28 protein-coding genes and 1 riboswitch are annotated in these 26,094 nt (G+C 69.3%); of the genes, 17 read left to right on the top strand and 11 right to left on the bottom strand.

What is annotated here, in order from left to right:
• Window positions 1-23 precede the first annotated feature (23 nt).
• Window positions 24-1,082, top strand: a complete 1,059-nt coding sequence (gene trpD, locus GORHZ_RS11750; protein WP_006333217.1) for an anthranilate phosphoribosyltransferase — start codon at window positions 24-26, stop codon at window positions 1,080-1,082.
• Window positions 1,083-1,131: 49 nt separating this feature from the next.
• The gene (locus tag GORHZ_RS11745; RefSeq protein WP_006333216.1) at window positions 1,132-2,184 is read left to right on the top strand and encodes an SMP-30/gluconolactonase/LRE family protein; all 1,053 of its coding nucleotides are present in this window, start codon (window positions 1,132-1,134) and stop codon (window positions 2,182-2,184) included.
• A gap of 25 nt (window positions 2,185-2,209) precedes the next feature.
• Here the strand turns inward: GORHZ_RS11745 and GORHZ_RS11740 are convergent, their stop codons facing one another.
• A complete protein-coding gene (locus GORHZ_RS11740; RefSeq protein ID WP_006333215.1) occupies window positions 2,210-2,488 on the bottom strand; it encodes an Lrp/AsnC family transcriptional regulator in 279 nt (92 codons plus the stop codon).
• 47 nt (window positions 2,489-2,535) lie between these two features.
• Window positions 2,536-4,278 carry a DEDD exonuclease domain-containing protein gene (locus tag GORHZ_RS11735; protein ID WP_245551397.1) on the bottom strand — a complete coding sequence of 581 codons (1,743 nt, stop codon included), beginning with the start codon at window positions 4,276-4,278 and terminating at the stop codon, window positions 2,536-2,538.
• A gap of 257 nt (window positions 4,279-4,535) precedes the next feature.
• Between GORHZ_RS11735 and GORHZ_RS29990 the strand changes: the two genes are divergently transcribed.
• The 5 genes from GORHZ_RS29990 to GORHZ_RS11715 all read left to right on the top strand — a co-directional run bounded on the left by GORHZ_RS29990 (window position 4,536) and on the right by GORHZ_RS11715 (window position 9,412).
• A complete protein-coding gene (locus tag GORHZ_RS29990; protein WP_083877275.1) occupies window positions 4,536-4,820 on the top strand; it encodes a hypothetical protein in 285 nt (94 codons plus the stop codon).
• 108 nt (window positions 4,821-4,928) lie between these two features.
• A riboswitch (cyclic di-AMP (ydaO/yuaA leader) is annotated at window positions 4,929-5,109 on the top strand.
• A 14-nt stretch (window positions 5,110-5,123) separates the two neighbouring features.
• On the top strand, window positions 5,124-5,720 hold the full coding sequence (locus GORHZ_RS11730) for a C40 family peptidase (protein ID WP_006333211.1): 597 nt from the start codon (window positions 5,124-5,126) through the stop codon (window positions 5,718-5,720).
• A 162-nt stretch (window positions 5,721-5,882) separates the two neighbouring features.
• Window positions 5,883-6,887 carry a C40 family peptidase gene (locus GORHZ_RS11725; RefSeq protein ID WP_040531514.1) on the top strand — a complete coding sequence of 335 codons (1,005 nt, stop codon included), beginning with the start codon at window positions 5,883-5,885 and terminating at the stop codon, window positions 6,885-6,887.
• Between the two features lie 54 nt (window positions 6,888-6,941).
• Complete coding sequence (locus GORHZ_RS11720; protein WP_006333207.1) at window positions 6,942-8,294, top strand: hypothetical protein; 1,353 nt, start codon at window positions 6,942-6,944, stop codon at window positions 8,292-8,294.
• Window positions 8,294-9,412 (top strand): glycosyltransferase family 4 protein, encoded by a 1,119-nt coding sequence (locus GORHZ_RS11715; protein WP_006333200.1) that lies wholly within the window; start codon window positions 8,294-8,296, stop codon window positions 9,410-9,412. Before GORHZ_RS11720 ends, GORHZ_RS11715 begins: the two co-directional genes overlap by 1 nt.
• A gap of 27 nt (window positions 9,413-9,439) precedes the next feature.
• On the opposite strand, the gene GORHZ_RS11710 is transcribed toward GORHZ_RS11715, so the two are convergent.
• Entirely contained in the window at window positions 9,440-11,239 is a 1,800-nt protein-coding gene (locus tag GORHZ_RS11710) for an AMP-dependent synthetase/ligase (RefSeq protein WP_040531511.1), read from the bottom strand.
• 104 nt (window positions 11,240-11,343) lie between these two features.
• Between GORHZ_RS11710 and GORHZ_RS11705 the strand changes: the two genes are divergently transcribed.
• From GORHZ_RS11705 to GORHZ_RS11680, 6 genes are all read left to right on the top strand, one after another.
• Entirely contained in the window at window positions 11,344-11,790 is a 447-nt protein-coding gene (locus tag GORHZ_RS11705) for a hypothetical protein (RefSeq protein ID WP_006333198.1), read from the top strand.
• On the top strand, window positions 11,790-12,227 hold the full coding sequence (locus tag GORHZ_RS11700) for an SRPBCC family protein (RefSeq protein ID WP_006333197.1): 438 nt from the start codon (window positions 11,790-11,792) through the stop codon (window positions 12,225-12,227). The genes GORHZ_RS11705 and GORHZ_RS11700 overlap by 1 nt, the downstream gene beginning before the upstream one ends.
• A gap of 20 nt (window positions 12,228-12,247) precedes the next feature.
• Entirely contained in the window at window positions 12,248-13,480 is a 1,233-nt protein-coding gene (locus GORHZ_RS11695; protein ID WP_006333196.1) for an ArsA family ATPase, read from the top strand.
• Between the two features lie 65 nt (window positions 13,481-13,545).
• Window positions 13,546-13,962 (top strand): hypothetical protein, encoded by a 417-nt coding sequence (locus tag GORHZ_RS11690; RefSeq protein WP_006333194.1) that lies wholly within the window; start codon window positions 13,546-13,548, stop codon window positions 13,960-13,962.
• On the top strand, window positions 13,962-14,939 hold the full coding sequence (locus GORHZ_RS11685; RefSeq protein ID WP_006333192.1) for an ROK family protein: 978 nt from the start codon (window positions 13,962-13,964) through the stop codon (window positions 14,937-14,939). The genes GORHZ_RS11690 and GORHZ_RS11685 overlap by 1 nt, the downstream gene beginning before the upstream one ends.
• 79 nt (window positions 14,940-15,018) lie before the next feature.
• Window positions 15,019-15,729 carry a lysophospholipid acyltransferase family protein gene (locus tag GORHZ_RS11680; RefSeq protein WP_006333190.1) on the top strand — a complete coding sequence of 237 codons (711 nt, stop codon included), beginning with the start codon at window positions 15,019-15,021 and terminating at the stop codon, window positions 15,727-15,729.
• 4 nt (window positions 15,730-15,733) lie between these two features.
• On the opposite strand, the gene GORHZ_RS11675 is transcribed toward GORHZ_RS11680, so the two are convergent.
• Window positions 15,734-17,089 (bottom strand): glycosyltransferase 87 family protein, encoded by a 1,356-nt coding sequence (locus GORHZ_RS11675; protein WP_006333188.1) that lies wholly within the window; start codon window positions 17,087-17,089, stop codon window positions 15,734-15,736.
• 45 nt (window positions 17,090-17,134) lie between these two features.
• On the opposite strand from GORHZ_RS11675, the gene GORHZ_RS11670 reads away from it, so the two are divergent.
• Together GORHZ_RS11670 and GORHZ_RS11665 are read left to right on the top strand one after the other, a co-directional pair.
• Window positions 17,135-17,614 carry a polyadenylate-specific 3'-exoribonuclease AS gene (locus tag GORHZ_RS11670; protein WP_040531472.1) on the top strand — a complete coding sequence of 160 codons (480 nt, stop codon included), beginning with the start codon at window positions 17,135-17,137 and terminating at the stop codon, window positions 17,612-17,614.
• 33 nt (window positions 17,615-17,647) lie between these two features.
• Window positions 17,648-19,042 (top strand): class II 3-deoxy-7-phosphoheptulonate synthase, encoded by a 1,395-nt coding sequence (locus GORHZ_RS11665; RefSeq protein ID WP_040531508.1) that lies wholly within the window; start codon window positions 17,648-17,650, stop codon window positions 19,040-19,042.
• A gap of 132 nt (window positions 19,043-19,174) precedes the next feature.
• On the opposite strand, the gene GORHZ_RS11660 is transcribed toward GORHZ_RS11665, so the two are convergent.
• Window positions 19,175-20,362, bottom strand: a complete 1,188-nt coding sequence (locus GORHZ_RS11660; protein WP_006333182.1) for a protein kinase domain-containing protein — start codon at window positions 20,360-20,362, stop codon at window positions 19,175-19,177.
• 104 nt (window positions 20,363-20,466) lie between these two features.
• On the opposite strand from GORHZ_RS11660, the gene GORHZ_RS11655 reads away from it, so the two are divergent.
• A complete protein-coding gene (locus GORHZ_RS11655) occupies window positions 20,467-20,832 on the top strand; it encodes an Rv2175c family DNA-binding protein (RefSeq protein ID WP_006333180.1) in 366 nt (121 codons plus the stop codon).
• Between the two features lie 23 nt (window positions 20,833-20,855).
• On the opposite strand, the gene GORHZ_RS31950 is transcribed toward GORHZ_RS11655, so the two are convergent.
• The 5 genes from GORHZ_RS31950 to GORHZ_RS11640 all read right to left on the bottom strand — a co-directional run bounded on the left by GORHZ_RS31950 (window position 20,856) and on the right by GORHZ_RS11640 (window position 24,253).
• A complete protein-coding gene (locus tag GORHZ_RS31950; RefSeq protein ID WP_006333177.1) occupies window positions 20,856-20,984 on the bottom strand; it encodes a hypothetical protein in 129 nt (42 codons plus the stop codon).
• Between the two features lie 21 nt (window positions 20,985-21,005).
• On the bottom strand, window positions 21,006-21,158 hold the full coding sequence (locus tag GORHZ_RS32205) for a hypothetical protein (protein WP_373279596.1): 153 nt from the start codon (window positions 21,156-21,158) through the stop codon (window positions 21,006-21,008).
• Between the two features lie 151 nt (window positions 21,159-21,309).
• On the bottom strand, window positions 21,310-22,824 hold the full coding sequence (mptB, locus tag GORHZ_RS11650; RefSeq protein WP_040531506.1) for a polyprenol phosphomannose-dependent alpha 1,6 mannosyltransferase MptB: 1,515 nt from the start codon (window positions 22,822-22,824) through the stop codon (window positions 21,310-21,312).
• Between the two features lie 2 nt (window positions 22,825-22,826).
• Window positions 22,827-23,129: a hypothetical protein gene (locus tag GORHZ_RS11645; RefSeq protein ID WP_174347195.1), complete on the bottom strand. Its 303-nt coding sequence runs from the start codon at window positions 23,127-23,129 to the stop codon at window positions 22,827-22,829.
• A 23-nt stretch (window positions 23,130-23,152) separates the two neighbouring features.
• The gene (locus GORHZ_RS11640) at window positions 23,153-24,253 is read right to left on the bottom strand and encodes a polyprenyl synthetase family protein (protein WP_006333172.1); all 1,101 of its coding nucleotides are present in this window, start codon (window positions 24,251-24,253) and stop codon (window positions 23,153-23,155) included.
• A gap of 99 nt (window positions 24,254-24,352) precedes the next feature.
• Here GORHZ_RS11640 and metF point away from each other — a divergent pair, with 99 nt between their 5' ends.
• A complete protein-coding gene (gene metF / locus GORHZ_RS11635; protein WP_006333171.1) occupies window positions 24,353-25,321 on the top strand; it encodes a methylenetetrahydrofolate reductase [NAD(P)H] in 969 nt (322 codons plus the stop codon).
• On the opposite strand, the gene GORHZ_RS11630 is transcribed toward metF, so the two are convergent.
• Window positions 25,322-26,080: an LppM family (lipo)protein gene (locus tag GORHZ_RS11630; protein WP_006333170.1), complete on the bottom strand. Its 759-nt coding sequence runs from the start codon at window positions 26,078-26,080 to the stop codon at window positions 25,322-25,324.
• Window positions 26,081-26,094: the final 14 nt, after the last annotated feature.

Below are 26,094 nucleotides of genomic sequence, written 5' to 3'. Positions count from 1 at the left end.
GCGGGCGCACTACTGTTTGGACCGTGAGCAGCGCGCATTCCTCCCACACCTGGCCGGAGATACTCGGGCGGGTCACCGACCGCATCGACCTGACGGCCGACGAGGCGTCCTGGGCGATGAACGAGATCATGAGTGACGCCGCGACCGGCGCCCAGATCGCCGCCTTCGGTGTCGGCGTGAAGATGAAGGGTGCGGCACCTGCCGAGCTCCGTGGGCTGGCCGCCTCGATGCTCGACCACGCCACCCTCGTCGACGTGGCGCAGCCGGCCGTCGACGTCGTCGGTACCGGTGGCGACCGGTCGCACACGGTGAACATCTCGACGATGACCTCCGTCGTGATCGCCGGTGCCGGGATTCCGGTCGTCAAACACGGCAACCGGGCGGCGTCGTCGAAGAGCGGCGGCGCGGACGTGCTCGAGGCACTCGGCGTCAAGATCACGCTGGGCGCGGCCGAGGTGGCGCGCTGTGTCGACGAGGTGGGCATCGGTTTCTGCTTCGCGCCCGTCTTCCATCCGGCATTCCGGTTCACCGGCCCGCCCCGCAGCCAGATCGGCATCCCGACCGTGTTCAACGTTCTCGGGCCGCTGACGAACCCGGCCCGCCCGACGAGTGGGCTGATCGGCTGCGCGTTCGTCGACCTGGCGCCGGTGCTGGCCCAGGCGTTCGCCGACCGCGGGTCGTCGGTACTCGTGGTCCGCGGTGACGACGGACTCGACGAGCTGACCACCACGACGACGTCGAGCGTGTGGCAGGTGGTCGGCGGTGAGGTCACCCGGCTGACCGTCGACCCGAGCGATCTGGGTATCGCGCGGGTCGAGCTGTCCGCGCTGCAGGGCGGTGACGCCGCCGTCAACGCCGAGATCGCGCGGGCCCTGTTCGCCGGGGCGAAGGGCCCGGTCCGCGATGCGGTGCTGCTCAACGCGGCGGGTGCGATCGTCGCCTTCGAGCAGCGTGCACCGATGAGCAATTCCGAACTCACCGACGCGCTCGGTGCTGCGATCGCGAGGGCCGCCGAGAGCATCGACTCCGCCGCCGCCGCCGGTGTCCTGGACCGATGGATCGAGCTCAGCACGTCCCTCTGACGAAACGGCGGTCGCCATCTCGTCGCGGTGTCGCGGTGTCGAACAGGCGGTGAACACCTTCGAGGATGTGTTCGGTGCCACTGTGTCGACCGCGGCTCATCGTCGAGGATCGGGCGACATCGTCAAGTCGGGTGGCTGGATTCGGGTGTTCACACGCAATCGCTGCATCGTCATCGTTCTGGCCGTCTGCCTGGCGTTCGGCTCTGTCGTCATCGGCTCTGTCGTCTTCGGGTCCGGCGTCGCATCGGCTGTACCGCGGTCGCCGGCCGGCACCCCGATGTGCGCCGGGGTGGGCCCGGCCCGCACGATCGTCGCGCAGCCGCACACCTACGAGGCGGTGGCGTTCGACGGGGACGGCCGGATGCTGGTCACCGACTGGCTGGGCAACGGTGTCGACGTCGTCGCTCATCCCGGTGCGCTGCCCAGGCGCGTGGCCACCGTCGAGGCTCCGGGCGGCCTGGCCCCCATGCCCGACGGCACCGTCCTGGTCGGCTCGGGTATCGCCGCACCCTCGCTGTTGGCCCCGGCGGTCGGGGCCGCCTCACTGATCCGCCTCGATCCCCGGACCGGCGCCCGCTCGACGTATGCGACCGGCCTGTCCATGGGCAACGGCGTGGTCCGCGCACCCGACGGCACGTTGTTCGCCTCCAACGACCTGGTACCGGCCGTGGACCGGATCGGTGTCGATGTGCGGGTGCAGCGCGGATGGTACCGCGAGAGCCCGGCCAACGGTCTGGCCGTGTCCCGCGACGGGCGGACACTGTTCGCCAACGTCTCCCTCGGAGATACCAGGATCCTGGCCATCGACACCGGGACGGGTCGGGCCCACAGCTACTTCCGTCCACCGCGCGGCCTGGACTGGGTCTTCTTCGACGACCTCGACATCGACGAACACGGTCGGCTCTATGTGCCGCTCTACTTCGGCTCTCAGGTGTGGCGGATCGACCCCGATGGGTCCCACTGCGCGCTGGCCACCGGGTTGACGCTGCCGGCCGGAATCTCGGTGGGCGCGGGTGGTGCGGGTTTCTCCCCGTCGGCCGTCTACGTCACCACGCATGCGGGTTCGGTCGTGGAGATCCCGCACGCGATCCTGCGACGGTGAGCGGTGTTCCGCCGCGGTCGACGACTCACTGTTCGCCGATGGAGAATCCGCCCTCGACATCCGACGACGAGTAGCTGCGGAACGCGATGTGGGTGGCGCTGTGGGTGACACCGGGCAGTCGGTTGATCCGGCCCGTCACGACTTCGGCGATCTGCTCGTGATCGCGCACCTTGATCTTGGCGATCAGGTCGACATCGCCGGCGCACGAATAGACCTCCGACACACCGGGGATGTCGGCCACGGCCTGCGCGGTCTCCGGGATCTGGTGAACGTCGGCGTGGATCAGGACGATGGCGGTGATCATGGTGGACAGACTACGGCTCGCGGTGTCGCGATCGACGGGCCGACGCGTCAACCGGCCCGGCGGGGTACCTCCCGCGCGGCGCGGGCGGTCTGCGTCCACGGCAGCCGGCGTTCCGCGCACGCCACCGGCAGCGCGAAGGCCTCGGTGCTCGCGACGATGCGGGCGCCCGGCTCGGTCATCCATCGATACAGCAGCGCGCTCTCCTCGGCGGGTGCACCCGACAGCGGCCCGGGCCCGGGGATGACGGTCTCTGCGGCGGCGATCAGGGCGTCGACGACCGGCATCGGGGCGACCCCGCGGCGGGCCACTCCGGCCGCGGCGAGCCGCCCGTGCCGGATCACCGCCAGTTCCCACCCGCGCGCTTCGTCGGGGCGGGCCACCACGATCTCGACGATCCGCGACAGCGCCGACAACCGCTGACACCGGGCCAGCAGTTCGATCGTCGCCGACAACCGGTCCCGGTGCCGCGCGGCGCTCTCGAACATCTGCGCCTCCGACAGCGCGATCAGCCGTTCGGTCAGTGCGACGAGCACGTCGTCGCGGCCACCGGTCATCAGGTCACGGACCGCCGAAACCCGTGGCAGGTAATCGGGCAGGGTCAGCGGGCGGTCGGAGGCCGCGTGGCAGCCGCCGATACGTGGCCCGCCGGCCGCTTCGGAGCGGCACCAGTGGTGTGAGGCCGCACCCAGGCGTGCGGTGCAGCTGCGCAGCCCCGCGGCCTGGCCGATCAGGTCCGCGATCGTCGCCGCGGTGTTGCGGTTGCCGACCGGGCCGATGGCGTCGTCGGTCGGGGTGCGCGAGACCTTCAGCCGCGGAAACCGTTCGCCGGTGAGCACGATCCACCAGCCGCGGTGCGGTTGGGTCGACCGACGGTTGTAGGCGGGCCGATGCGCGGCGAGCAGGCGCAGTTCGCGGACCGCCGCCTCGAGGGCATGCGAGCACTCGACATGGTCGACCCGCACGGCGAGATTCACCATCTCGCCGATTCGTCGTCGTGGGTCGCCGCCGGTGAAATAGGAGAGGACCCGGCGTCGGAGATCGACGGCCGTCCCCACATAGAGGACCTCGTCGGACGGCCCGCGGAACAGATAGACACCGGGACGTGACGGGACATCGCGTGCCAGCGCCCGTTTGGCGCGCAGTCGGGGATTGGACCTGGGCAGATAGGCGACGAGCTCCCCGTAGGTGCCGACCCCCTGGTTACCCACGCGCTCGAGGAGTCGGTGGAAGACCTCGACGGTGGCGCGTGCATCGTCGAGGGCGCGGTGGGTGGGGCGCACCGATACGGCGAACAGGTCGGCGAGTGCGGACAGCCGGACCGAGGGTGCCTCGTCGCGGGTCAGGATGCGCCGGGCCATGGTGACGGTGCACAGGGAGGCGGTGAACGGCCAGTCGATGTCGAGGCGGACCGCGTTCTGGCGCAGGAAGCCCATGTCGAAACGAGCGTTGTGCGCCACCAGGATCGCGCCGCGGGCGAACTCGACGAAGGAGGGTAGGACCTGGGCGATGGCCGGGGCATCGGTGACCATCGCCTCGGTGATGCCGGTGAGGGTGACGATCTGCGGCGGGATCGGCTGTCCCGGGTCGACCAAGGTGGCGAACTCGCCGATGACCTCACCACCGCGGATCTTGACCGCCCCGATCTCGGTGATCCGATCGTCGGTCGGGCTGCCCCCGGTGGTCTCGAGGTCGACGACGACGAGCGTCGTCTCGAACAGGGCACCGTCGGTGAACTCGTCGCCGTCGGACTCGATGTCGGCGAAGGTCAACTGCCCACCTGACGTCTGCACGATGCGAACGTTAGTTCGATGGTGCGACAGATTCTGATGTGACAGGCGGGAAACCTGCGACACGAGGAGGATGTGACAGGCGGGAAACCTGCGACACGAGGCTGATGTGACAGGCGGGAAAGTTGTGATCGACACCGCGCGGCCGGAAGTTGTCGGTGTCGCTGTCTAGTCTCCATCGATGTGACCACCCGGTGGTCCGAAGCCCGATTTCGGACCGCCGACATGCCCAACCGGCCCGAGTGAGACGGAGATCACAGATGTATATCGACTGCCAGACCTGTCCGGGGCGCCCGGTGGCTTGTGACGGCTGCATGATTCAGGCCCTCTTCGAGCCCCTCAGCAGCGGAAATGCGGTGTCCGAAGGTGGAGGAAAGGTCACGGAACAAGGGCCTGTCGGGGACGTAGAAATCGACTCCGCGATCGATGTATTCGTCAGTGCTGCAATGGTCTCCAGTGCTGCTGCACTATCCGCAAGATCCGGTAAAACCTCAGTTCAGGCCCATAAATCGGCGCGACAGCTCAAAATCCTGCGCGCCGGCTGACGATGGGCCCTTCGGCACCTTGACGAGGTGCGGTGGACAGACCCGCATTCGATTTCGTAACCTTTTCGAGACCTTTGCAGAGCGTCTCGTTCCACCAGGAACGGGCTGCATCGGTCACCGCCTAATCGCCCAGTAGGGCGTACCGGGGAACCATCCGTTTCGGATCTCCGAATTGGGGTGAATCGCGTTGTGCTCGGCCTCGTGCTGAACGCTGCCGTGTGCATCGCGTAGGGCCATTCTTCCGGCCCGAACCCGACAGCTAACCCGGTCGGCGGTCGAGGGAGAGCAAGGAGAAGTCGCTTCGTGGCGAAACACCGTTTGGAACAGCCGAACCGCGGCGCCAAAGTGGCCAAGCGTGCGGTCATCGCAGGGTCGATCACAGTCGGCTCGCTCGCCGCAGTCGCCGGCCCGGCGCTGGCTGCGCCGGTCGCCAAGTCGCCCGGTGCCACCGTCGAGATCCCCAGCCTGGGCGCGTTCACCATTCCCGGTCTGAACGAAAATCAGATCCCGGAGCAGTTCCGCCCGAATGGCGGCGGAATCCCGGGCCTGCAGAAGCAGACCGTGGCGCAGAAGGCCGTGAAGGCCGCCGAGAGCAAACTCGGTTCCCCGTACTCCTACGGCGCGGCCGGTCCCAGCGCGTTCGACTGCTCGGGTCTGGTCTACTGGTCCTACAAGCAGGCCGGCAAGACCATCCCGCGCGACAGCTACGGTCAGCTCGGCGGCGGAAGTCCGGTTGCGCTCAACGCCATGGAGCCCGGCGACGTCATCATCTTCAACGGCGGCGGCCATGCCGGCATGTACATCGGCAACGGCAGGTTCATCCATGCCTCGACCTACGGCGTGCCCGTGAAGAAGGACTTCGTCAAGAACTGGTCGGTCACCGGTGTCCGTCGCTACTGAGCGCGGATCGGGTGTCGGCAGCACAGGTTTCAGGTTTGGGCGGGTCACACGAATCTCGTGTGACCCGCCCAAACCGCTCGTTCGGGGGTGACGTTGAAGAGACGGGGCATCGTGGGTAGCCGACGATGGGGCGCGTGGGCGCGAACGGTTCCAGTGTTGTTCATGATCGCCGCGATGGCGCTCACCGTCGCCCAGATCGGTTCGGGTGCAGGCGACTCCGCGGCGGCGCCGCTACGGACCGCCGATCAGATCCTCGTCCAGTATCGAGAGCTCAACGACGACGCCGAGAAGTCGGCGGAGGCGATGCACAACGCCCAGATCGAGTACGACAAACAGCGCGCCATCGTCGCCGGGGCCAAGCAGGCGTCGGCGCAGGCCGACCGCACCCTCGCGTCCACTCAGCAGCGACTCGAGGAGTACCAGAGCAAGGTCGACTCGGTGGTCCGCGCGAGTTACAAAGGCGCGCGCGTCAATCGGCTGTACGCCGTGCTGGTCAGCGATTCCCCGCAGGCGCTGCTCGACCAGATGTCCGGGCTCGAACTAATCTCGCGGCAGGTGGCGACCGATCTCAACGCCCTGAAGGACGCGCGGGCCAAGACGGCGGCAGCGAAACTCGCCGCCGACAAGACCGCGAGCGAGGCCACCGCCGCGGTCGCGGCCGCGGAGAAGACCCGCGGCGAACTGCAGGCCCAGCAGGCGAACCTGCAGTTGCAGGCGATCCGCATCCGCGCGGTCTATCAGTCGATGACCGGCAAGCAGCTCGCGGCACTGCGCGGACCCAAGTACGACTTCGATCCGCGATTCGTCCCCAAGGGCACCGCCCCTGAGCTGGTCGCGGTCCAGGCCGCCATCAGCCGCATCGGCGATCCCTATGTCTGGGGCGCCACGGGGCCGAACTCCTTCGATTGCTCGGGTCTGATGGTGTGGGCCTACCGGCAGGCCGGTAAGACCCTGCCACGGTCCAGCGAGGCGCAGAACGGCGCCGGGCAGCCCGTGGACCGCAAGGATCTGCGCCCCGGCGACCTGATCATCTATTACCCTGACGCCCACCATGTCGGCATGTATGTCGGTGACGGTTATGTCATCCACGCGTCCACCTTCGGGGTCCCGGTCAAGGTCGTGCCGGTCGACGAGGCGGGACCCTACAACACGGCGCGCCGGTACTGAGTCGGTGACGTGAGATCCTCGGGCGGTGTGTCCCGTCGATCCCGCAGATTCCTGATGGGCACCGCGCTGGTCGTCGTGGCCGTGAACGCGGGGTGCACCACGGCGGCGCAGGCCCCGGTCGCGGTGTCGACCAGTTCGTCGACCTCCCCGACGACGACCACGTCGGTCAACGTCTACGAACAACAGCGTGCGGCCGGCGCCCAGGCGGCGCTCGACGAACTCGGCACGGCCCTGCTCGCCGGTGACACCGCGCGACTCGACGCGGTGATCGACGCGGCCGCGTCGCCGGCGTTCCGGGCCGGCATGCACATCGCGGCCGTGAATCTGTCGGGCGGTGCGGAGAACCCCGACCCGCTGCGTCTCAAGGAGTTCCGCTACCAGCTCGCTCCCACCCAGGAGGCCGAGACACTGCTGGGGCCGTCGTTGCAGAGCCGTCTGGACGTGCAGGGCAGTTCGGACTCGTGGGTGGCGCCGGTCGAACTGCACTACGCGCTCGGGGGCTCGTCGACACCCGGGATCGACGAACCCGAGGTGGTGGTGCCCACCCAGCTGGTGATGGCGCGCTACGCCGATTCCTGGAAGGTCGTCGGCGATGCGCGGGCGATCGGCGGTACTGCGGGCCCCACGCAACTGTGGGACCTGCCCGGCCTCGCGGTCGACGACGTCACCACTGCCGGCGGGGAGTCGGTCGTGGCGACGTACCCGGGCACCGGGGACGTCGCGACCCGGCTGCCTGACCAACTGCCCAGGGCGATCGACGCGGTCACGCGGTTCTGGGGCGCGGAGTGGCCCCGACGGGCGGTCGTGGTGGTGACGGCGCGTGCCGAGGAGTTCGAGGCTCTCGCGCACAGCGCCGCCGACATCTCCGGGGCCGCTGCGGCCACCGTGTTCACGCGTGTCGACACCACCGCACACGAAGCGGTGGGACAACGGGTCATCCTGACCCCGGGCGCGCGGGAGTTCCCGACGCCGGTACTCGGGGTGGTGCTGCGACACGAGTTGACGCATGTCGCGATGCGGGCCGACACGTCGCCGGGCGCTCCGCTCTGGATCACCGAGGGAGTGCCAGAATACGTGGGACGCAAGGGAACTTACACGCGGTTCGCGGACGCGGCCCCGGACCTCGCCGAACAGGTCCGAGCCGGCGCGGTCCCCGCCGACCTCCCGACCGACGGTGACTTCGCGGTGGACACCGCGCGGGCCACGGTGGCCTACCAGTCGGCCTGGTCGGTGGCCGCCTACGTCGCCGAGCGGTTCGGTGAGCACGGACTCAAGGAGTTGTACATGGGTGTTGCCGGCACCGGCGACCCGGCCCGCCACGACGCGGCGATCGAAACCGCGATCGGACTCTCGCGGGCGCAACTGGTCGCGGACTGGCGGCGATGGCTGACCGAGCAGGTCCGATGATGCGCCGGACCCTGTTGATCACGAACGACTTTCCGCCACGCCCCGGGGGCATCCAGTCCTATCTGCAGAATCTGGTCGACCGGCTACCCCCGGACGACGTGATCGTCTACGCGCCGCGCTGGAAAGGCCACGAGGACTTCGACGCCCGGGTGCCCTACACGGTGTACCGGCACCCGACGACGCTGATGCTGCCAACCCCGTTCGTCGCCCGCCGGGCCGCGAAGATCATTCGGAAACACGAGATCTCGACGGTCTGGTTCGGCGCGGCCGCACCGCTGGCGGTGCTCGCCCCGGCGATGCGTCGCGCCGGTGCCAACCGGGTGATCGCGAGCACGCACGGTCACGAGGTCGGCTGGTCGATGCTGCCGATCGCGCGACAGGTGCTGACGTTCATCGGAGCCCACGTCGACGTCGTGACCTTCGTCAGCCGCTACACCCGCGGACGGTTCGCGGCCGCCTTCGGGGCGCGGGGGGCGCTGGAGTACCTGCCACCGGGGGTGGACACCGACCGATTCCGTCCGGATCCGCAGGCACGGCAACGCATTCGGGATCGACTCGGTCTCGGCGGGCGCCCGACGATCCTATGCCTGTCGCGGCTGGTGCCGCGTAAGGGGCAGGACACGCTGATCCGCGCACTGCCGCTCATCCGCCGAGAAGTCGGCGATGTCGTGCTCATCGTCGTCGGCGGTGGTCCCTACGCCGAGTCGCTGCACCGGTTGGCCGAGCAGACCGGGATGGGCAAGCACGTGGTGTTCACCGGATCCGTGCCCGCGTCCGAACTCCCGGCCTACCACAACGTCGCCGATGTGTTCGCGATGCCGGCGCGGACCCGGGGGCGGGGACTGGACGTCGAAGGTCTCGGGATCGTCTACCTCGAAGCGTCGGCCACCGGTGTACCGGTCGTCGCCGGGGCGTCGGGCGGGGCGCCGGAAACCGTCGTCGAGGGGGTCACCGGGACGGTGGTCGATGGCACCGACATCGACGCGGTCGCGCTGGCGATCACCGCGATCCTCGCCGACCCGGCCGCGGCAGCGGAGATGGGCGCCCGGGGCCGGGAACATGCCGTGCAGTCCTGGCAGTGGCGCGCCATGGCCGCGCGGCTGCGCCAACTCCTCTGAGGGTCAACGCCTCCGGGCCGGCAGCGGTCACTTGGCGTAGAGGGCCTCGATCTCGCCGGCGAACTTGTCGACCACCACGTTGCGCTTCACCTTCAACGTCGGGGTCAGCTCCCCGGTCTCCTCGGTGAGGTCGGCGGACAGGATGCGGAACTTCTTGATGGCCTCCGCCTTCGACACGGTCGTGTTGGCCTCGTCGATCGCCTCCTGCACCGTGGCGCGCAGATCCTCGTCGTCGGCGAGATCGGCGACGGTGGCCGACTCCTCTTTGTGCTGATGCTCCTTCCAACCGGGGAAGGTTTCCGGGTCGATGGTGATCAGCGCGCCGATGAACGGTTTGTGATCACCGACCACGACGGCCTGCGAGACCAGGTAGTGCGCGCGGATCACGTCCTCGAGGCCGGCCGGCGAGACGTTTTTGCCGCCGGCGGTGACGATGAGTTCCTTCTTGCGTCCGATGATGCTGAGGAAACCCTCGTCGTCGATCCGCCCGAGATCGCCGGTGTGGAACCAACCGTCCTTGATCGACGACGCGGTGGCCTCCGGGTTGTGCCAGTAGCCGCCGAACACCACCCGGCCCCGCAGCAACACCTCGCCGTCGTCGGCGAGCCGCGCGCTGTTGCCGGGCAACGGCTTTCCGACGGTACCGACCTTCACCGCACCCGGGGTGTTGACGCCGAACGCGGCGGTCGTCTCGGTGAGTCCGTACCCCTCGTAGACCGGTATCCCGACACCCCGGAAGAAATGGCCGAGCCGGGCCCCGAGCGGGGCCCCGCCGGAGACGGCCATCTCGCACTGACCGCCGAGTGCGGCGCGCAGCCGCCCGTACACGAGGCGGTCGAACACGGCGTGCTTGACCTTGAGGAGTAGACCGACCGACCCGCGCTCGGAGGCGATCGAATACTCGATCGCGGTGTCGGCGGCGGCATCGAAGATGCGTCCCTTGCCGCCGTCGTGGGCCTGCTGCCGCGCCGTGTTGAACACCTTCTCGAAGACCCGGGGCACGGACAGGATCAGTGATGGACGGAACGACGCGAACTCGGGTACCAGGGTTCGGGTGTCGGCCCAGTGCCCGACCTCGACCCCGGACTCGATGGCGATCAGCGTGATGGCGCGGGCCAGCACGTGGGCCAGCGGGAGGAACATCAGCATCCGCCGGCCCGGTCCGAGCATGGTGCGCATATCGCTCTCGAGGACGCCACGCACCTCCGACAGCATGTTGGCGTGGGTCAGCTCGCAGCCCTTCGGCCGCCCGGTGGTCCCCGAGGTGTAGATGAGTGTGGCGGGGTCGGCGGAGCGCAGGTTCGCCCGCCGCTTGGCCACTTCGTCGTCGGACATCTCGGCGCCGGCCGAGGAGAGGCGGGCGAGCGCGCCGTCGTCGCCCGACGTATCGATCTGGTACAGGCGTACCGACTCGAGGCCGTCGATGCCTTCGACGATGGCGCGGTGGGCGTCGTCCTCGACGATGATCGCGGTGGCGCCGGAATCCTTCATGATCCATTCGATCTGCGGCCCCGCCGACGAGTCGTAGATCGGCACCGTGATCGCTCCGGCGCACCAGATGGCGAAGTCGAGAAGGTTCCACTCGAGGCGGGTGCGGGACAGCAACGCGACACGGTCACCGGGTTCGATGCCCTCGGCGATGAGTCCCTTGGCCAGCGCGGTGATCTGGGCGGCGGTCTCGCCGGCCCGCACCGGCGCCCAGTCTGAGCCGCTCTTGCGGCGGAACATGACCTTGTCGGGTTGGCGTTCGGCGATCCCGAAGAGGATGTCCGTGCAGTTCTCGTCCTCGGAGATGGTGAAATGTGCGGGAACGCTGAACTCAGTCATCTGGGCACCCTTCGCCGTGTCGCTTTTGTCCCTGATCGTATCGCTGCCCCGGGTCGGGTCTCGGAGCACGTGCCGATGTCCCTTACCGGGTTTCGGTCGAATGTGTGAAGCTAGTGGACGTGACGAGCATTCAGGTGGCCGATGAGACCTTCGTCGCCGCCGCACCGTCGATGGTGGCCGCCGAGGTCTCCGACCGGGCGAACTGGCGGCGCTGGTGGCCGGATCTGGGTCTGAGCGTGACCGAGGACCGTGGGGCGCAGGGGGTGCGATGGCAGGTCGGGGGACCGCTGACGGGCACGATGGAGATCTGGTGCGAACCGGTGCTGGACGGATTCGTCCTGCACTACTTCCTGCACGCCGAGCCGGCGGTCGAATTGCCGGCGTCCCCGCGGGCACGGGCCGACCGGCTGACGGCCGAGAACCATCGCCGACGGGTCGCAGGCAAGGCGATGTCCTTCGAGGTCAAGGACCGTCTGGAGGCCGGACGTATCGTCGGGGGACCGGCGGTGGGTGCCGACGCCGCCGGACAGACCGAGCGGGCGGAGATCTGATGGCCGAACACACCGAACGCTCGATCGTCATCAACGCCGACCCGGACGCGATCATGGCCGTCATCGCCGACTTCCCGAACTACCCGGACTGGGTGTCGGCGGCCCGTGAGGTCGAGGTGACCGTGATGGGGTCGCACGGCCGTGCCCGCGAGGTACGGTTCGTCCTCGATGCCGGCGTGCTGCAGGACACCTATGTGCTCTCCTATGAGTGGGATGTCGACGGTCTTGCGGTCTCCTGGAGCCTGGTGAGCAGCGAGCTGCAGCGTGAGCAACGCGGGCGTTACGTTCTCTCGCAGCAGGTTCCGGGTTCCACCAAGGTCACCTACGAGCTGACCGTCGACCCGCTCGTGCCGATGATCGGCCAGCTGAAACGGCGTGCCGAGAAGGCCATCACCGAGGCGGCGCTCAACGACCTGAAGAAGAGGGTCGAAGACTGATCGATCTCACGCCCCTACATGTGCTGATCGGGCCGGGTGGCGCCGGGGTCTCGGTGACCGCGGCGGCCGGCGCGCTCGGCGGTGTCCGCCGTCGTCGGGCCGACCCGGCCGCCCGCTCGCCCCTGCGCACCCCGGACCGCGACACCTTGCTGGTCACCGTCGACCGTTTGTCGCCGACGGCCCGTATGCTCGGCGTCTTCCGGCATACCGACGAGCCCGTCGCGGTGTCCGCCGGTGTGCATCTGCTGTCCCTGGACCGTCTCGCGCTGCTCGAACGGACCTGGTCGGACTTCACCTCCGTCCTGGCGGAGACGTTGAGCCGGTCGAAGGTGTCCCTGCCGGGGCTGGGCGCTCTGACCGACATCGCGTCCGGGGAGATCGCGACACTTCCCGGCGTCGAGGACTTCCTGGTGCTGCGCCGCATCCGCGACGAGGCGGTCAGCGGAACCTGGCGCAGGATCGTCGTCGACGCGTCCGGGCACGGTGACCCGTTCGAGTTCCTGCGCGCGTCGTCGGTGCTCAGCCAGTCCGTCAACCGGCTCTGGCCCCGACACCGCCGCCTCGCCGCCGCCGGCGAGCGGCCGGTCATGGCGCAGCTGACCGCGGCCGTCGACGCCATCGACCGCGACTGTCTCGACATCACCGAGCTGATGACCGATCCGCATACGGTGGCCACCCATGTGGTGGTCGGTGCCGACGACCGCGCCGAGCGGTTGTTGCCGCATTTCCTGGCGGCCTCCGACGTGATGGGGTTGGCGGTGCGATCGGTGATGCTCAACCACGGTGTCGGCGGCGCCGCCGGCGGGCCCGACGAGTGCGCGAATCGCGTCGGTCGGCTACGGTCGGTCGTGGAGGGGGACGACGCCCGGGTGGAGATCAGCGAGATCCGACGTCTCGACGACCCGATTGATCGGGCCGCCCGGCTGCGCAAGCTGAGTGTCGTTCTCCCGTCGCCGAACGGACATCGTCGTGGTTCGGGGGCGGCGCGGGTGACCGAGGTCCCCGGACCCGATCCCGGCACCGGACGGTCGCCGGTCTATCAGCTCACGTGGCGTCAACGTCTTCCCGACGCGGACGGCCTCGGGTTGGGGCGGTCCGGTGACGACCTGCTGGTCACCGTCGACGGCTTCCGCCATCCGGTGCGTCTGCCCTCGGTGCTGCGCCGGTGCGTCGTCGTCGACGCGGCCTGGGACGGGACGGAGCTCTCGGTCCGCTTCGTGCCGGATCCGGCGGTGTGGCCCAAGGGTCGATGACGGGCGGATCTGGCCCGATCGGCGTCGCGTAGACTACCTGCGAGCCGGACAGGAGAACTGCCCACATGACCTCGGACGATACGAGTGGTCACGGTGACCAGCACACCCATCGTCATACCCGCGGTGCGGGCCCCGATCCGATACGGGAATTCCTGCTCGGGGTGGCCGGACAGATCGATCAACTCGCGTCACTGTTCGGCGGAACCCCCGGGCACGCCGCGGCCGCGGCCGGTCCGGGCGGTGATGCCGCGTCGTTCGTCGACGTCACCGGCGAGATCACGTCCCTGCTCGCCGAAATCGGCGATCTGCTGGCCCGCCTGATCGCGGCCCTCATCGCGGTGCTCGAGGCGGTGGCCACTGCGCTGCGGTCTGCGCCGGGCCCGGGTCCCGATCCGACGCAGCACTATCAGCCGATCGCGGTCCGCATCGACCCGACCGGGCCACCTCGTGCGCGGCGCTACGAGTCCGAGGGTGAGATCTGATGGGCGACTTGACGATCGGAATCGATATTGGCGGTACCAGTGTGCGTGCCTCGGTGGTCGACGATCACGGCGTGATGCTCGACACGCTGCGCGCGGCCACCCCACCGACCGCCGGTGCACTCGAACACTGCCTGGATCGCCTCGTCGGCGAGCTGACCTCACGGTGGGCGGCCAAGGCGGTCGGCCTGGCCATCGCCGGCTTCCTCACCCCCGATCGCCAGATGATCCGTTTCGCCCCGCATCTGCCGTGGCGCGAGGCCCGGGTGGCCGACGACATGACCGCCCGCATAGGGATTCCCGTCTTCCTCGAACATGATGCGAACGCCGCGGCGGTGGCCGAGTGGCGATTCGGGGCGGCGGCACGCGGACATAACTCGCTGGTGCTCGCGATCGGCACCGGGATCGGTGCGGGTCTACTGCTCGACGGCGAGATCTACCGGGGCAGTTTCGGTGTCGCCCCCGAACTCGGGCACCTCACGGTAGTGCCCGGTGGACGGCCCTGCTCCTGCGGCAAGCTCGGCTGCTGGGAGCGCTACTGCAGCGGTACTGCGCTGGTGGACACCGTGATCGAGTTGCTGGCCGACGGCGACTGGGGACGCAGCCAGCTCGCCGCCGACGTCGCCGCCGACCCGGGGTCGCTGACCGGTCGTCGGGTGGCCGGCGCGGCGGCCGACGGGGACGCCGTGGCGCTGGCCGCGTTCGCGCAGTTCGCCGCATCGCTGGGCCAGGGACTCGCGATGATCGCCGACATCTTCGATCCCGACCTGATCGTCCTGGCGGGTGGTGTCGGGGCCGCATCGGGGCTATTCCTCGACGAGGCCCGCGAACACTACGCGCGGCTGGTGACCGGCTCCGGTCACCGCCAGCTCGCCCGGATCCGGGGGACCCAGCTCGGCGAGAGCGCCGGCGTGGTCGGCGCGGCAGAGGTTGCGCGGCAAGGCATCAGGGCGGCGGTCACCGACACGTTACGCGGCTGAACCTGAGGCTGTGTATCGTTTCTGTGGGTAAGGTCGGGGGTTGGGGGTTGGCGGCGATCGACGAGGTGCGGAGTCTTTGATGTGGTACTGGGCGTTCAAGCACGTTTTGTTGGGACCGATTCTCCGCCTTCTGGGACGTCCCACGATCGAGGGTCTGGAGAACATCCCCGCCCGCGGCCCGGCGATCCTCGCCTCCAATCACCTCGCGGTGATGGACAGCTTCTACCTGCCCCTGATGGTGAACCGGCGGATCTATTTCCTGGCCAAGAGTGAGTACTTCACGGGGACCGGCCTCAAGGGCGCGTTCCAGCGGTGGTTCTTCACCGCCGTGGGACAGATTCCGATCGACCGCTCCGGCGCGGAGGCGGCCTCCGGCGCACTGACCGCCGCTCGGCGTCAGCTCGAGGCCGGTCAGCTGATGGGTATGTACCCGGAGGGCACCCGATCACCCGACGGTCGGCTCTACAAGGGCAAGACCGGGCTCGCGCGGATCGCGCTCGACACCGGTGTCCCGGTCATCCCGGTCGCGATGATCAACACCGAGAAGCTGAACCCTCCCGGGTCGGTGATCCCGCGTCCCGCACGCATCTCCGTCAAGATCGGCAAGCCGCTGAACTTCGCCCGCTACGAGGGCATGCAGGGCAACCGTTTCATCGAGCGCGCCGTGACCGACGAGATCATGTACGAGCTCATGCAGCTCACCGGCCAGCAGTACGTGGACATCTACGCGGCCTCGCTCAAGAAGAAGACCGCACCGCCGGCCGAGGAGAAGCCGGCGTCGGCCGCCTGAGCGTTCACGCCGGCGCGGCGTCGGCCAGTGCCGGTCGACCGGTGGCCGTCTCGGCGGCGCCGAATCGTGGGGGCAGCAGCCAGGCCAACACGAGAAAACCCAGTCCCCACACCGTGTACGCGTTGCCGATCAGGTGGTCGATGATCGACCAGTCGCGGATGGCGGGGGACAGGAACTGGAAGGGGCCGAGCGCGAAGATCACCGTACCGGTGAGCGCCAGTGTGGCGTAAGCGATCGCCGATCGGCGATCGGCGCAGCGCGCGGCGACCACCGTGGCCGTGAGGATCACCGGTATCGCCCACACCCAGTGGTGCGCCCATGACGTCGGCGACACGAGCAGACCCCACACGGCGACCGCTCCGGTGCTCGCCATCGCCGCCACACCCGCGGCGGGGTCAACCGGGCCCGGTGCGCGCAGGGCCGCGAAGGCGGCGACCGGACGGCACGCCCGGACGGCGGCCACCGCGAGCGCGGTGACCGCCACCGCGCTCGTCAGCCACAGGAACTGGTCGGCGGTCGCCGATTTCGGCACCAACCGGATCCACATCGCATTGAGGTTCTGATTGATCGGGCCGCCCGGATCGCCGATCCGGCTGGTCTGGAAGAGCGTGTGCGTCCAGTAGCCGAGGGAGTCGGCCGGCATCCAGATCCAGGCAAGCGCACCGGCCGCCAGGAACGTTGCCGCGGCGGTGAGCGCCGCCCGCCACTGCCGGGCCGCGCCGAAGACCGCGACGAACACCAGCGGGGTCAGTTTGACCGCGGCGGCGAGCCCGGTCAGCACTCCCCGCAACGGTCCGGACCGCGCTCGACCGGCTCCCCGCCCGACCACGAAGATGTCGGCGACGATCATCGCCATCAGGATGATGTTGACCTGTCCGAACCCGAGGGTCATCCACATCGGGTTCAGCCAGACCACCCCGGCGGTGAGCAGCAGCGCGATCCACCACCGATTCGTGCGGGACCCGACGGCGAGCACCCCCAGCACGATGTGCAGGATGACGACGGTGAGCGCGACGGTGGTCACCGAGATCAGCAGCCCCGCGATGCCGAGTCCGAGGGCTCCGAGCGGGACGAAACCGAGTGCGGCGAACGGCGGATAGGTGAACGGCAGCCAGATGCCGTCGGTGGTGAACGGCATCGAGCCGTCGGCGTAGAGGCTCTGACCCTGCTGCCAGATCTGCGCGCCGAGGCGGTAGACGTCGAGGTCGATGCGGGTCCGGGTGCCGAAGCTCGAGGTGAACGGGACCCCGATGATCTGCAGGGTCGCCGAGGTGACCGCCAGCGCGGCGATGGCCGCGCGGGCGCGTCGCGACGGCGTCCAGCGGTGCAGTCGGGTGTCGGCCGCGGAGAGAGGTGTCATGGTCTGCGCGATCCCTGCTCACGTGGTGTGTGAATACTGGTGGCCATGCGGTTCTTCTACGACTCGGAGTTTATCGAGGACGGCACCACCATCGAACTTGTGTCGATCGGTGTGGTTGCCGAGGACGGACGGGAATTCTACGCGGTGTCCACCGAGTTCGACCCGGGGCGGGCAGGGGAGTGGGTACGGGCCAACGTGTTGCCCAAACTGCCGTCGCCGTCGTCGCCGGCATGGCGCAGCCGTCGACAGATCCGGGACGACCTCCTGGACTTCCTCACCGCCGAGGGCGACGACGTCGAACTGTGGGCCTGGGTGGGTGCCTACGACCACGTGGTGCTCTGCCAGCTGTGGGGGCCGATGACCGCGCTGCCCCGGTCGATACCGCGGTTCACCCGTGAGCTGCGCCAGCACTGGGAGGCCGCCGGCCGCCCGGCCCTGCCGCCGTCACCGCGCGACGCCCACGATGCGCTGGCCGACGCCCGGCACAACCGACGGCGGTGGCAGGCCATCGAGGCCGCGCGGTGAGGGCGTTGTGCCCTCAATTACCCTGGACGCGTGGTGACGAATTGGACCGTGGACGTTCCGATCGACGAACTTCCGGAGCTGCCGCCGCTGCCCGGTGACCTGCAGAGCCGCTTCGACGACGCGATCGCGCGTCCCGCGCTGCAGCAGCCGAGCTGGCCGGCCGAGGAGGCGCGCAAGATGCGCACCGTCCTGGAGAGCGTTCCCCCGATCTGCATGCCGGTCGAGGTCGAGGCGCTGTCGACCCAGCTCGCCGAGGTCGCCGAGGGGCGGGCCTTCCTGCTGCAGGGCGGTGACTGCGCCGAGACCTTCGCCGACAACACCGAACCCCACATCAAGGGCAACATCCGCACGCTTCTGCAGATGGCCGTCGTGCTGACCTACGGCGCGAGCATGCCGGTGGTCAAGGTCGCGCGGATCGCCGGTCAGTACGCCAAGCCGCGCTCGTCCGACGTCGACGCCCTCGGCCTGCCGTCCTACCGCGGTGACATGGTCAACGGCTTCCCGCCCGACGAGGTCGTCCGTACCCACGACCCGTCCCGACTCGTGCGCGCCTACGCCAACGCCGCCGCCGCGATGAATCTCGTTCGCGCCCTAACGGGTTCGGAGGCCGACCTGCGCCGCGTGCACCTGTGGAACCGGGAGTTCGTGCGGACCTCCCCGGCGGGCGCGCGGTACGAGGCGCTCGCCTCGGAGATCGATCGCGGTCTGCGGTTCATGGACGCCTGCGGGGTGACCGACCGCAACCTCGAGTCGGCGTCGATCTTCGCGTCGCACGAGGCGCTGGTCATCGACTATGAACGGGCGATGCTGCGCCTGGCCGACGACCCCGACAACGTCGACGAGAAGGTGCTCTACGACCTGTCCGCGCACTTCCTGTGGATCGGTGAACGGACCCGGCAGCTCGACGGCGCGCATATCGCCTTCGCCGAGCTGATCCACAACCCGATCGGTGTCAAGATCGGGCCGACCACGACCCCCGAGCAGGCCGCCGAATACGTCGAGCGGCTCGACCCGCACAACAAGCCGGGCCGGTTGACGATGGTCGCCCGGATGGGCAACAACAAGGTGCGCGACGTGCTGCCGTCGATCGTCGCGGCGGTCGAGGCGACCGGGCACAAGGTCATCTGGCAGAGCGACCCGATGCACGGCAACACCCACGAGGCGTCCACGGGCTACAAGACCCGGCACTTCGACCGCATCGTCGACGAGGTGCAGGGCTTCTTCGAGGTCCACCATGCACTCGGCACCCATCCGGGTGGTGTGCACATCGAGCTCACGGGTGAAGACGTCACCGAATGCCTCGGTGGCGCGCAGGACATCTCCGATCTCGATCTCGCCGGGCGCTACGAGACCGCATGCGATCCGCGCCTGAACACCCAGCAGAGCCTGGAGCTCGCCTTCCTCGTCGCCGAGATGCTGCGCGGCTAGCCGTCCCGAAGGTTCTTCCTCCGCAAGTGCGGCGTTCCCCATTTGCAGATGGAGGAAGGCCGCAAAAGCGGGGGAAGAACGAAAAGGGTGGGTGGCGGCGCGTGGCGACGGGGCGCGGCGGGGGTGCGTGGCTCAGCTGAGATAAGTGGCGCCGGCCCACCACGCGACAGCGCCGATGGCGACGGCCAACAGCAGCACCAGCGCGATCCAGAGCACCGCGCGCAGGGCGTTGTCGCCGGGTCGATCGGCGCTGCGCGTCGCATCGTCGACGACCCGCGGTCGCCGGGTGCCCACGACCAGATCGTCCTGTGGCACCGGTGGTGGCGGGGGTTCGGACCCCATCGGCTCCGGCTGTGACTGCACCCGGGTCGGGTGCGGTGAGGCGGCGTCGGCGCCCGCTGGGTGCGCCGCACGCATCCGAGCCATCGTCTCGCGCTCGGCAGATCGCCGGGGTGCGGGCACGGTGAACGGCGGAAGGTTCAGATCATCGGCCGCGTCGAGCAGGGCGCGCTGCATGGCGAAACCGTCGGCGTAGCGGTCGGCCGGATTCCGCTCGGTCGCACGCAGCACGAGTTCGTCGAACTCCTCGGGCACCCCGGCGACGACATCGCCCGGTGCGGGTACGTCGTAGCTGAGTCGCTGATAGGCCAGGGCCAGAGGCGTGTCGCCGTGGAAAGGTGTTCGACCGGTGAGCAATTCGAAGATCATCACACCCGTCGAATAGACGTCGCTGCGCGCGTCGGCCTCCCCGGACTCCACCTGCTCGGGGGAGAGATACGCCGCGGTCCCGAGGATCACGCTCGCCGACGTCACGCCGGCCTCGGCGACGGCGCGGACCAGCCCGAAATCGGCCACCTTGACCTCACCGTCGTCGGAGATCAGGACGTTCTCGGGTTTCACGTCGCGATGCACGAGGCCGGCTGCATGCGCGGTGCCGAGCCCGCCGAGTACCGGGTCGGCCACCGCGGTCACCGCGTGCGGCGGCATCGGCCCGCGCTCACGCAACAACTCCCGCAGACTGCCGCCCTCGACGAGTTCCATCACCAGGAACGCGACGCCGTCGTCGATACCCTGGTCGTAGACGGCGACCAGCCCGGGGTGTTTGAGCCCGGCGACGGCTCGTGCCTCGAACTCGAAGCGCCGCAGGAACGACGGGTCGCCGCTGTAGCGGGCATCCATCACCTTGATCGCCACCGCCCGGCCCAGCCGAAGGTCGGCGCCCACGTAGACCGCGGACATGCCGCCACGCGCTATCGGCGCATCGATCCGATAGCGGCCCTCGAGGGTCGAACCCAACAGGGTGTCGGCGGGCGGTCTCACGACGCCGAATCTACCCGTCGCCGCCACGAGATCAGAGGATCGACCCGACACCACAACCGCGACACCGGGACCGATCGCGACCGCGAGCCGGTACGCTCAGCCACGTGGGTTCACTTCCGCTGTCCGAAGACAAGCTCCCTTCCGAAGTCGACACGCTCACAGTGGACGATGCCGCCCGCCGACTGCGGGTGTCGTCCAACCGGGTCCGCACCCTGATCCGCGAACACCAGCTCCTGGCGGTGTCCCGGGACGGGCAGCCCGCGATCCCGGTGGTCTTCTTCGACGATCTGGGCATCACGAAGCATCTCGTCGGTCTGATCGAGGTGCTGCTCGACGGTGGGTACACGCGCGACGAGGTGATGGTCTGGCTGTTCACCGCGCAGGAGGACCTGGGGATGCATCCGGCCGATGCGCTGCACACACATTCGGCCCGCGAGGTGATCCGCCGCGCCCAGGCCCAGGCTTTCTGACGGCTCCCGCGCCGAGGACCGGGTCAGTCCGGCCGGCCGCCGGTCAGGCCCTGCACCGCGCGCATGGCGCGACGACGCCCACCCACCACCGCCCGGTGGTCCAGCACAGCGTCGTCGCTGCGCTCGATCTCGGTGAGGATGTCGCCGTACATCGTCGCCGCGGCCGCGATCGATCATCGGGATCGGTTGGGTAGCAGCATGATCGGGCCGACCGCACGACGGTACCGATCCCGGTCACCGCGATCAGGTGCCTCCCCCAAAGTGGCGGCCCCGGCGGTCGTCTCGTCGTCGGGTGCGCGTACCCCGAGCAGCGGCAACATCTGGATGCCGATGACCGCCGCCGATCCGTAGGTGTACTCGGCGAGTTCGGCCCAGGTGCGATCGGTGAGCGCCCGCTGCAGCGCCGCCTCGATCCGGTCAGTTCACGGGCCCGCCGTGCCCCCGTTCGATGTGTTCGTACTTCTCGGACAACGGCGCTCACCGGCGAGCGGGCACACCGGCGGATTCGGCGGGAGCACCGAACCAGTCCACGATCCGCCGCAGTCGCAACGGGTCCGGGTGGAGCAGGGAGACGGCGGCGAGTGCGGACAACCCGGTCGCGAGCAGAGTCTCAGGCAGCTTGTAGAACAGGATTGAATCGTCGGGTTGGAAGACGATCAGCATGAACGTCGAGATCGCGACGACGGTGGCGTTCACCCAACGGGGCAGGGTGAACGCCACCGCCAGACACAACACCCACGTGTAATACCAGGGCAGCGTGGAGGGTTCGAGGACGAGCACCGCAGCCATCGCCCACGTCATGCCGGCCATGGCGGTGCGTTCGTCGCGACGATGCGTCCACCACAGCGCCACGAGTACGCCCGCGAGCACCACCGACCCGATCGTGCGCGTGACGACCAGCACCGGCTGCAGGTTCAGCGCGGTGAACGGCGCCGCGACCACGGTGACCAGGTGGCCCGCCAGCGTGGGCAGGGTGAACCAGTTGATGATCCGGTCCGCCCAGCCGAGACCGGTCAGCCAGCCCAGACCGAGACCGACGACCAGCGTCCAGATCGCGAACACCGCGACCGTGATGCCGACGACCGCGGCGAGGACACCGGCCACGTCGACGGGACGCACGGGCCGACGGGCCCGGATGTGGGACAACCAGATCCACAGTACGAAGGGGATCGCGATGCCGGCGGTGACCTTGATGGACACCGCGAGACCGAGCACCAGCAGCCCCGGCACATGCCGTCCGATCACCACCAGCGTGACACCGCTGACCAACACACCCATCAGCAGCAGTTCCACGTGGCTGCCCGCGACGAGATGGATCAGCACCATCGGGTTGGCCACCGCCAGCCACAACCCGGTCTGCGGCGACGCCGAGAAGTGCGCGGCCAGACGCGGAATCGCCCACAGTGCCAGGAACAGACCGGGCAGCAGGACCAGCCGCATCGCATAGACACCGAGGATGGCGTGATCGCCGGTGACCGTGGTGACCACCCGGGTGACACCGACGAAGAAGGGCCCGTACGGCGCGGTCGTGGTGGCCCACACCTGCGCCATGCTGTCCACGAGCGGCCCGGGACGATGCGCCGGGCCGTCGGCGTAGGGATCGAATCCGGCCGCGAACACCGCACCCTGCCCGAGATAGGCGTAGACGTCGCGGCTGTAGACCGGCACCGCGAGCGCCAGGGGTGCGGCCCAGGCGAGGATGCCCAGCCGCATCATGCGGACGGGTGGCACGGCCTCGGCGGCCGAGTCGGTCGCGCCGGCCCGTACTGCCCGGCCAAGCCGCATCCACGCGATGACCATCGCGGCCACCCCGGCCCAGAAGATCGTGCCGAACAACGTCTTGCCGTGTCCGTAGGTGATCGCCGACAGCCCGAGATCCTGAGCGACCGTGTTGTTGCGGGCGATGTCGCCGACGCCGAAACTGCCGACGCACACCAGTACGGCACCGACGAACCCGACGACGAGATCACCGAACCCGGCGCGCGACGTCATGCTCACCGCCCGATCCTACGGCGACCCGGACCGGATTCGACGGCGCCGACGACGCGCTTGGCGGCCAGGCGTCCCGACACCAGCACCGGGGGGATGCCGACACCCGGGATCGTTCCCGCACCGGCCGGAATGAGGTTGGTCGTGGCAGGCCAGCGGTTCGGCGTGCGTAGCGGACCGGTCTGGGAGCGGGTGTGCGCGGCACCGAACGGTGTGCCGGCGGGCAGGCCGGCGGCGGCCCAGGTACCCGGATGGGCGACACGCAGGATTCGCAATCCCTCGATGCCGGGCGGGTGGATCGGCCTCATCGGGTGGATCGGGGCCGTCGGGTTCACGTCGTCCGGTGTGCGATCCGGTGGGCGAACGCGGTCAGGTCGTCGCGCACCGAATCGGTGAGGTCGGCGCGCTGCAGCGTGCTCAGTGCCGTGTCGAGCAGCCCGGAGATCTGCTGCTCGATCTCGTCGACCGCGCCCACGTCGGTCAGGATCGTGCGCGCCGTGCCCAGTTCCGCGTCGGTCAACCGATGTCCGACGTAGCCGCGCAGCCGGTCGGCCAGGCCGCGCTCACGTTCGGTGGCGCGCGCCAGCCCCACCGCCAGCAACGCGGTCCGCTTGCCGGCCACCAGGTCGTCGCCCGACGGTTTGCCGGTGAGGTCGGGATCGCCGAACACACCGAGCAGGTCGTCGCGCAGCTGGAACGCGATGCCGAGATCGTGTCCGACCGACCGCAGGTCCTCGATCAGCCCGGCGGGCGCGCCCGCGAGCGTGGCGCCCAGCTCCAGAGGGCGGGCGACGGTGTAGGCGGCGGTCTTGAACCGCATCACCCGGTAGGCGGCGCCGATGGATTCGTCGCCGTCGGCCTCGTTGACGATGTCGAGGTACTGACCGCCGAGGACCTCGGTGCGCATAGCCGCCCATACCCGCGCGACCGCCTGGGGCAGGGGCAGCGCCATGTCGTCGGCCCACGCCAGTGCGAGGTCGCCGACGAGGATGGCCGCCGCCAGACCGTGATGAGCGGGGTCGCCCGACCATCCGTCGCGGCGATGGCGCTGTTCGAACACCCGATGCACGGTCGCGTTGCCGCGACGCGTGTCGGAGCGGTCGATGATGTCGTCGTGGATCAGGGCGCAGGCCTGGACGAGTTCGAGGGCCGCGGCGATCCGCAGCGCGTCGGCGGCGTCGGGTGCCGACGCCGCGGTGGTGGCGCGACCGGTTGCCGAGGACCCGGCGAGCCAACCGGCGAAGGCGAAGCGCGGCCGGACCCGTTTGCCGCCCTGCAGGACGAAGTCACGCAGTATGTCGGCCGCCACACCCACCCGGGGATCGATCCCGGCCGTCGCGGGCACGGCGTGGTCGAAGAACTCGCGGAGCGCGGACTCGACCGCGGCGGGTACCTCGTCGAGCATGGTGGGGATCGGCAGCGCGGAGGTCACCCTGTCAGGCTAGGGCATGCCCGGTGGCCGACCATCCGATGATCGACGGTGCCAGCCTCGGTGCGTGGGGCCCGCCGTCGCGCTCCGTACAATGTCACGGTGATCTCATCTGCGACCCCGGCCCCGACGATCGTCGATCGGCTGTCCGCACCGCACCATGGTCCGGTTCCGTTCTCGGTGGAGTTCTTCCCACCCAAGGACGCCGAGGCCGAGGCCCGACTGTGGCGTGCGGTGCGTACCTTCGAACGCCTCGGCCCCGCCTTCGTGTCCATGACCTACGGTGCGGGCGGGTCGACCCGCGATCGCACCGTGCGCATCACCGGAGAACTCGCGGCCCAGACCACCCTGCTGCCGGTGGCCCATCTCACCGCCGTCAACCACAGCGTCGACGAACTGCGCGCCCTGGTGGGCGCCTACGCCGACCAGGGGATCACCAACCTCCTCGCGCTGCGCGGTGACCCCCCGGGCAATCCGCTCGGCGAGTGGATCAAACACCCCGACGGCGTCGAATACGCCGAGGATCTGGTCCGGTTGATCCGCGAGCTGGGTGACTTCCACGTCGGTGTCGCCTCGTTCCCGGAGGGACATCACCGTGCCCCCGACCTCGAACACGACACCCGGGCGCTGGTCAACAAGCTGCGCGCCGGCGCCGAGTACTCGATCACCCAGATGTTCTTCGACGTCGAGCACTACCTGCGACTGCGCGACCGGCTGGTGGCGGCCGACCCCGAACAGGGTGCGAAACCGCTCATCCCGGGGTTGATGCCGATCACGTCGCTGGCGACGGTGCGGCGCATGGCCGAGTTGTCCGGATCGGTGATCCCCGACGACGTCCAGCAACGGTTCGCGGTGGCCGCGGGTGACGGACCCCAGGAGAACCGCGAGGCGGTCCGCGCCGTGGGTATCGACTTCGCCACCGAGATGGCGCAGCGCCTGGTCGCCGAGGGTGTGCCGTGTCTGCACTTCTGCAGTCTCAACTTCGCGAAGGCGACCAGCGAGGTCCTCGAACGCCTCGGTGTGGACGTCAGGTCGGCGATGCCGGCGGCGACGGCAACCCCGGCCTCCTGATCAGCTGCCGGTCTCGGAGGTCTCACGCGACCGGGTATTGCTGTCGGTCGGCGCGGGGCGCCGCGGACGACCGGGCCGCGGGCCGCGGTCGCGCTTGGACCAGGCCAGACGCGCCACCGCCAGCACCGCGATCAGGCACACCAGCGCCAGGAACCACGACCAGCTGCTGACCGCCGCGGTCGCCGGGTCGGGATAGGTCGCGTCGGCACTGAAGTTCGACGGCCGCCGCGGTTCCGGTGTCCAGCGAACCGTGTCGTCGGCGAGCTGTTCGCCGTTGGTGGCAGTGATCGGACCGCCGAAGGTCACGGTGAGCTGGAGGAAGTCGCGGTCAGGTGCGAGCCCGGTGAGGTCGGCGTTGCCGCGGAAGCGGACGACGTCGCCGCTGCGCTCGGTCTTGAGATCCATGCTCATCACCGACTCGCCGAAGGACTCGGCCACGATGTCGCCGAGCTGACCGAACTGACCGGCGGTGAGGTCGGAGAAGACCGCTCGCGTACCGACGCGTTTGACCGCGTCGTCGCCCTCGGGTTCGACGCTGTACTCGCTCAGGGCGACACGCGCGGCCATCGACTCCGGGATGTCGAACTGGGGCGGCCCACTCGGATTGTCCGGTGAGGTCGCGACGATGACGGTGCCCGAGTAGCGGTCGCCGACCGTGGTCGACCGCTCCAGGCATCCGGTGAGCAGGGGGGTCATGGCCGCCAGCGACAGCAGCATCAGGATCGCGGACCAACGGGATGACGAGCGCACGTTGCTCATCGTGCCAGACGTCG

This window comes from Gordonia rhizosphera NBRC 16068, from assembly GCF_000298195.1.
In the GTDB taxonomy this organism is placed as follows: Bacteria; Actinomycetota; Actinomycetes; order Mycobacteriales; family Mycobacteriaceae; genus Gordonia; species Gordonia rhizosphera.
This window is presented reverse-complemented; position numbering and strand designations above follow the sequence as displayed.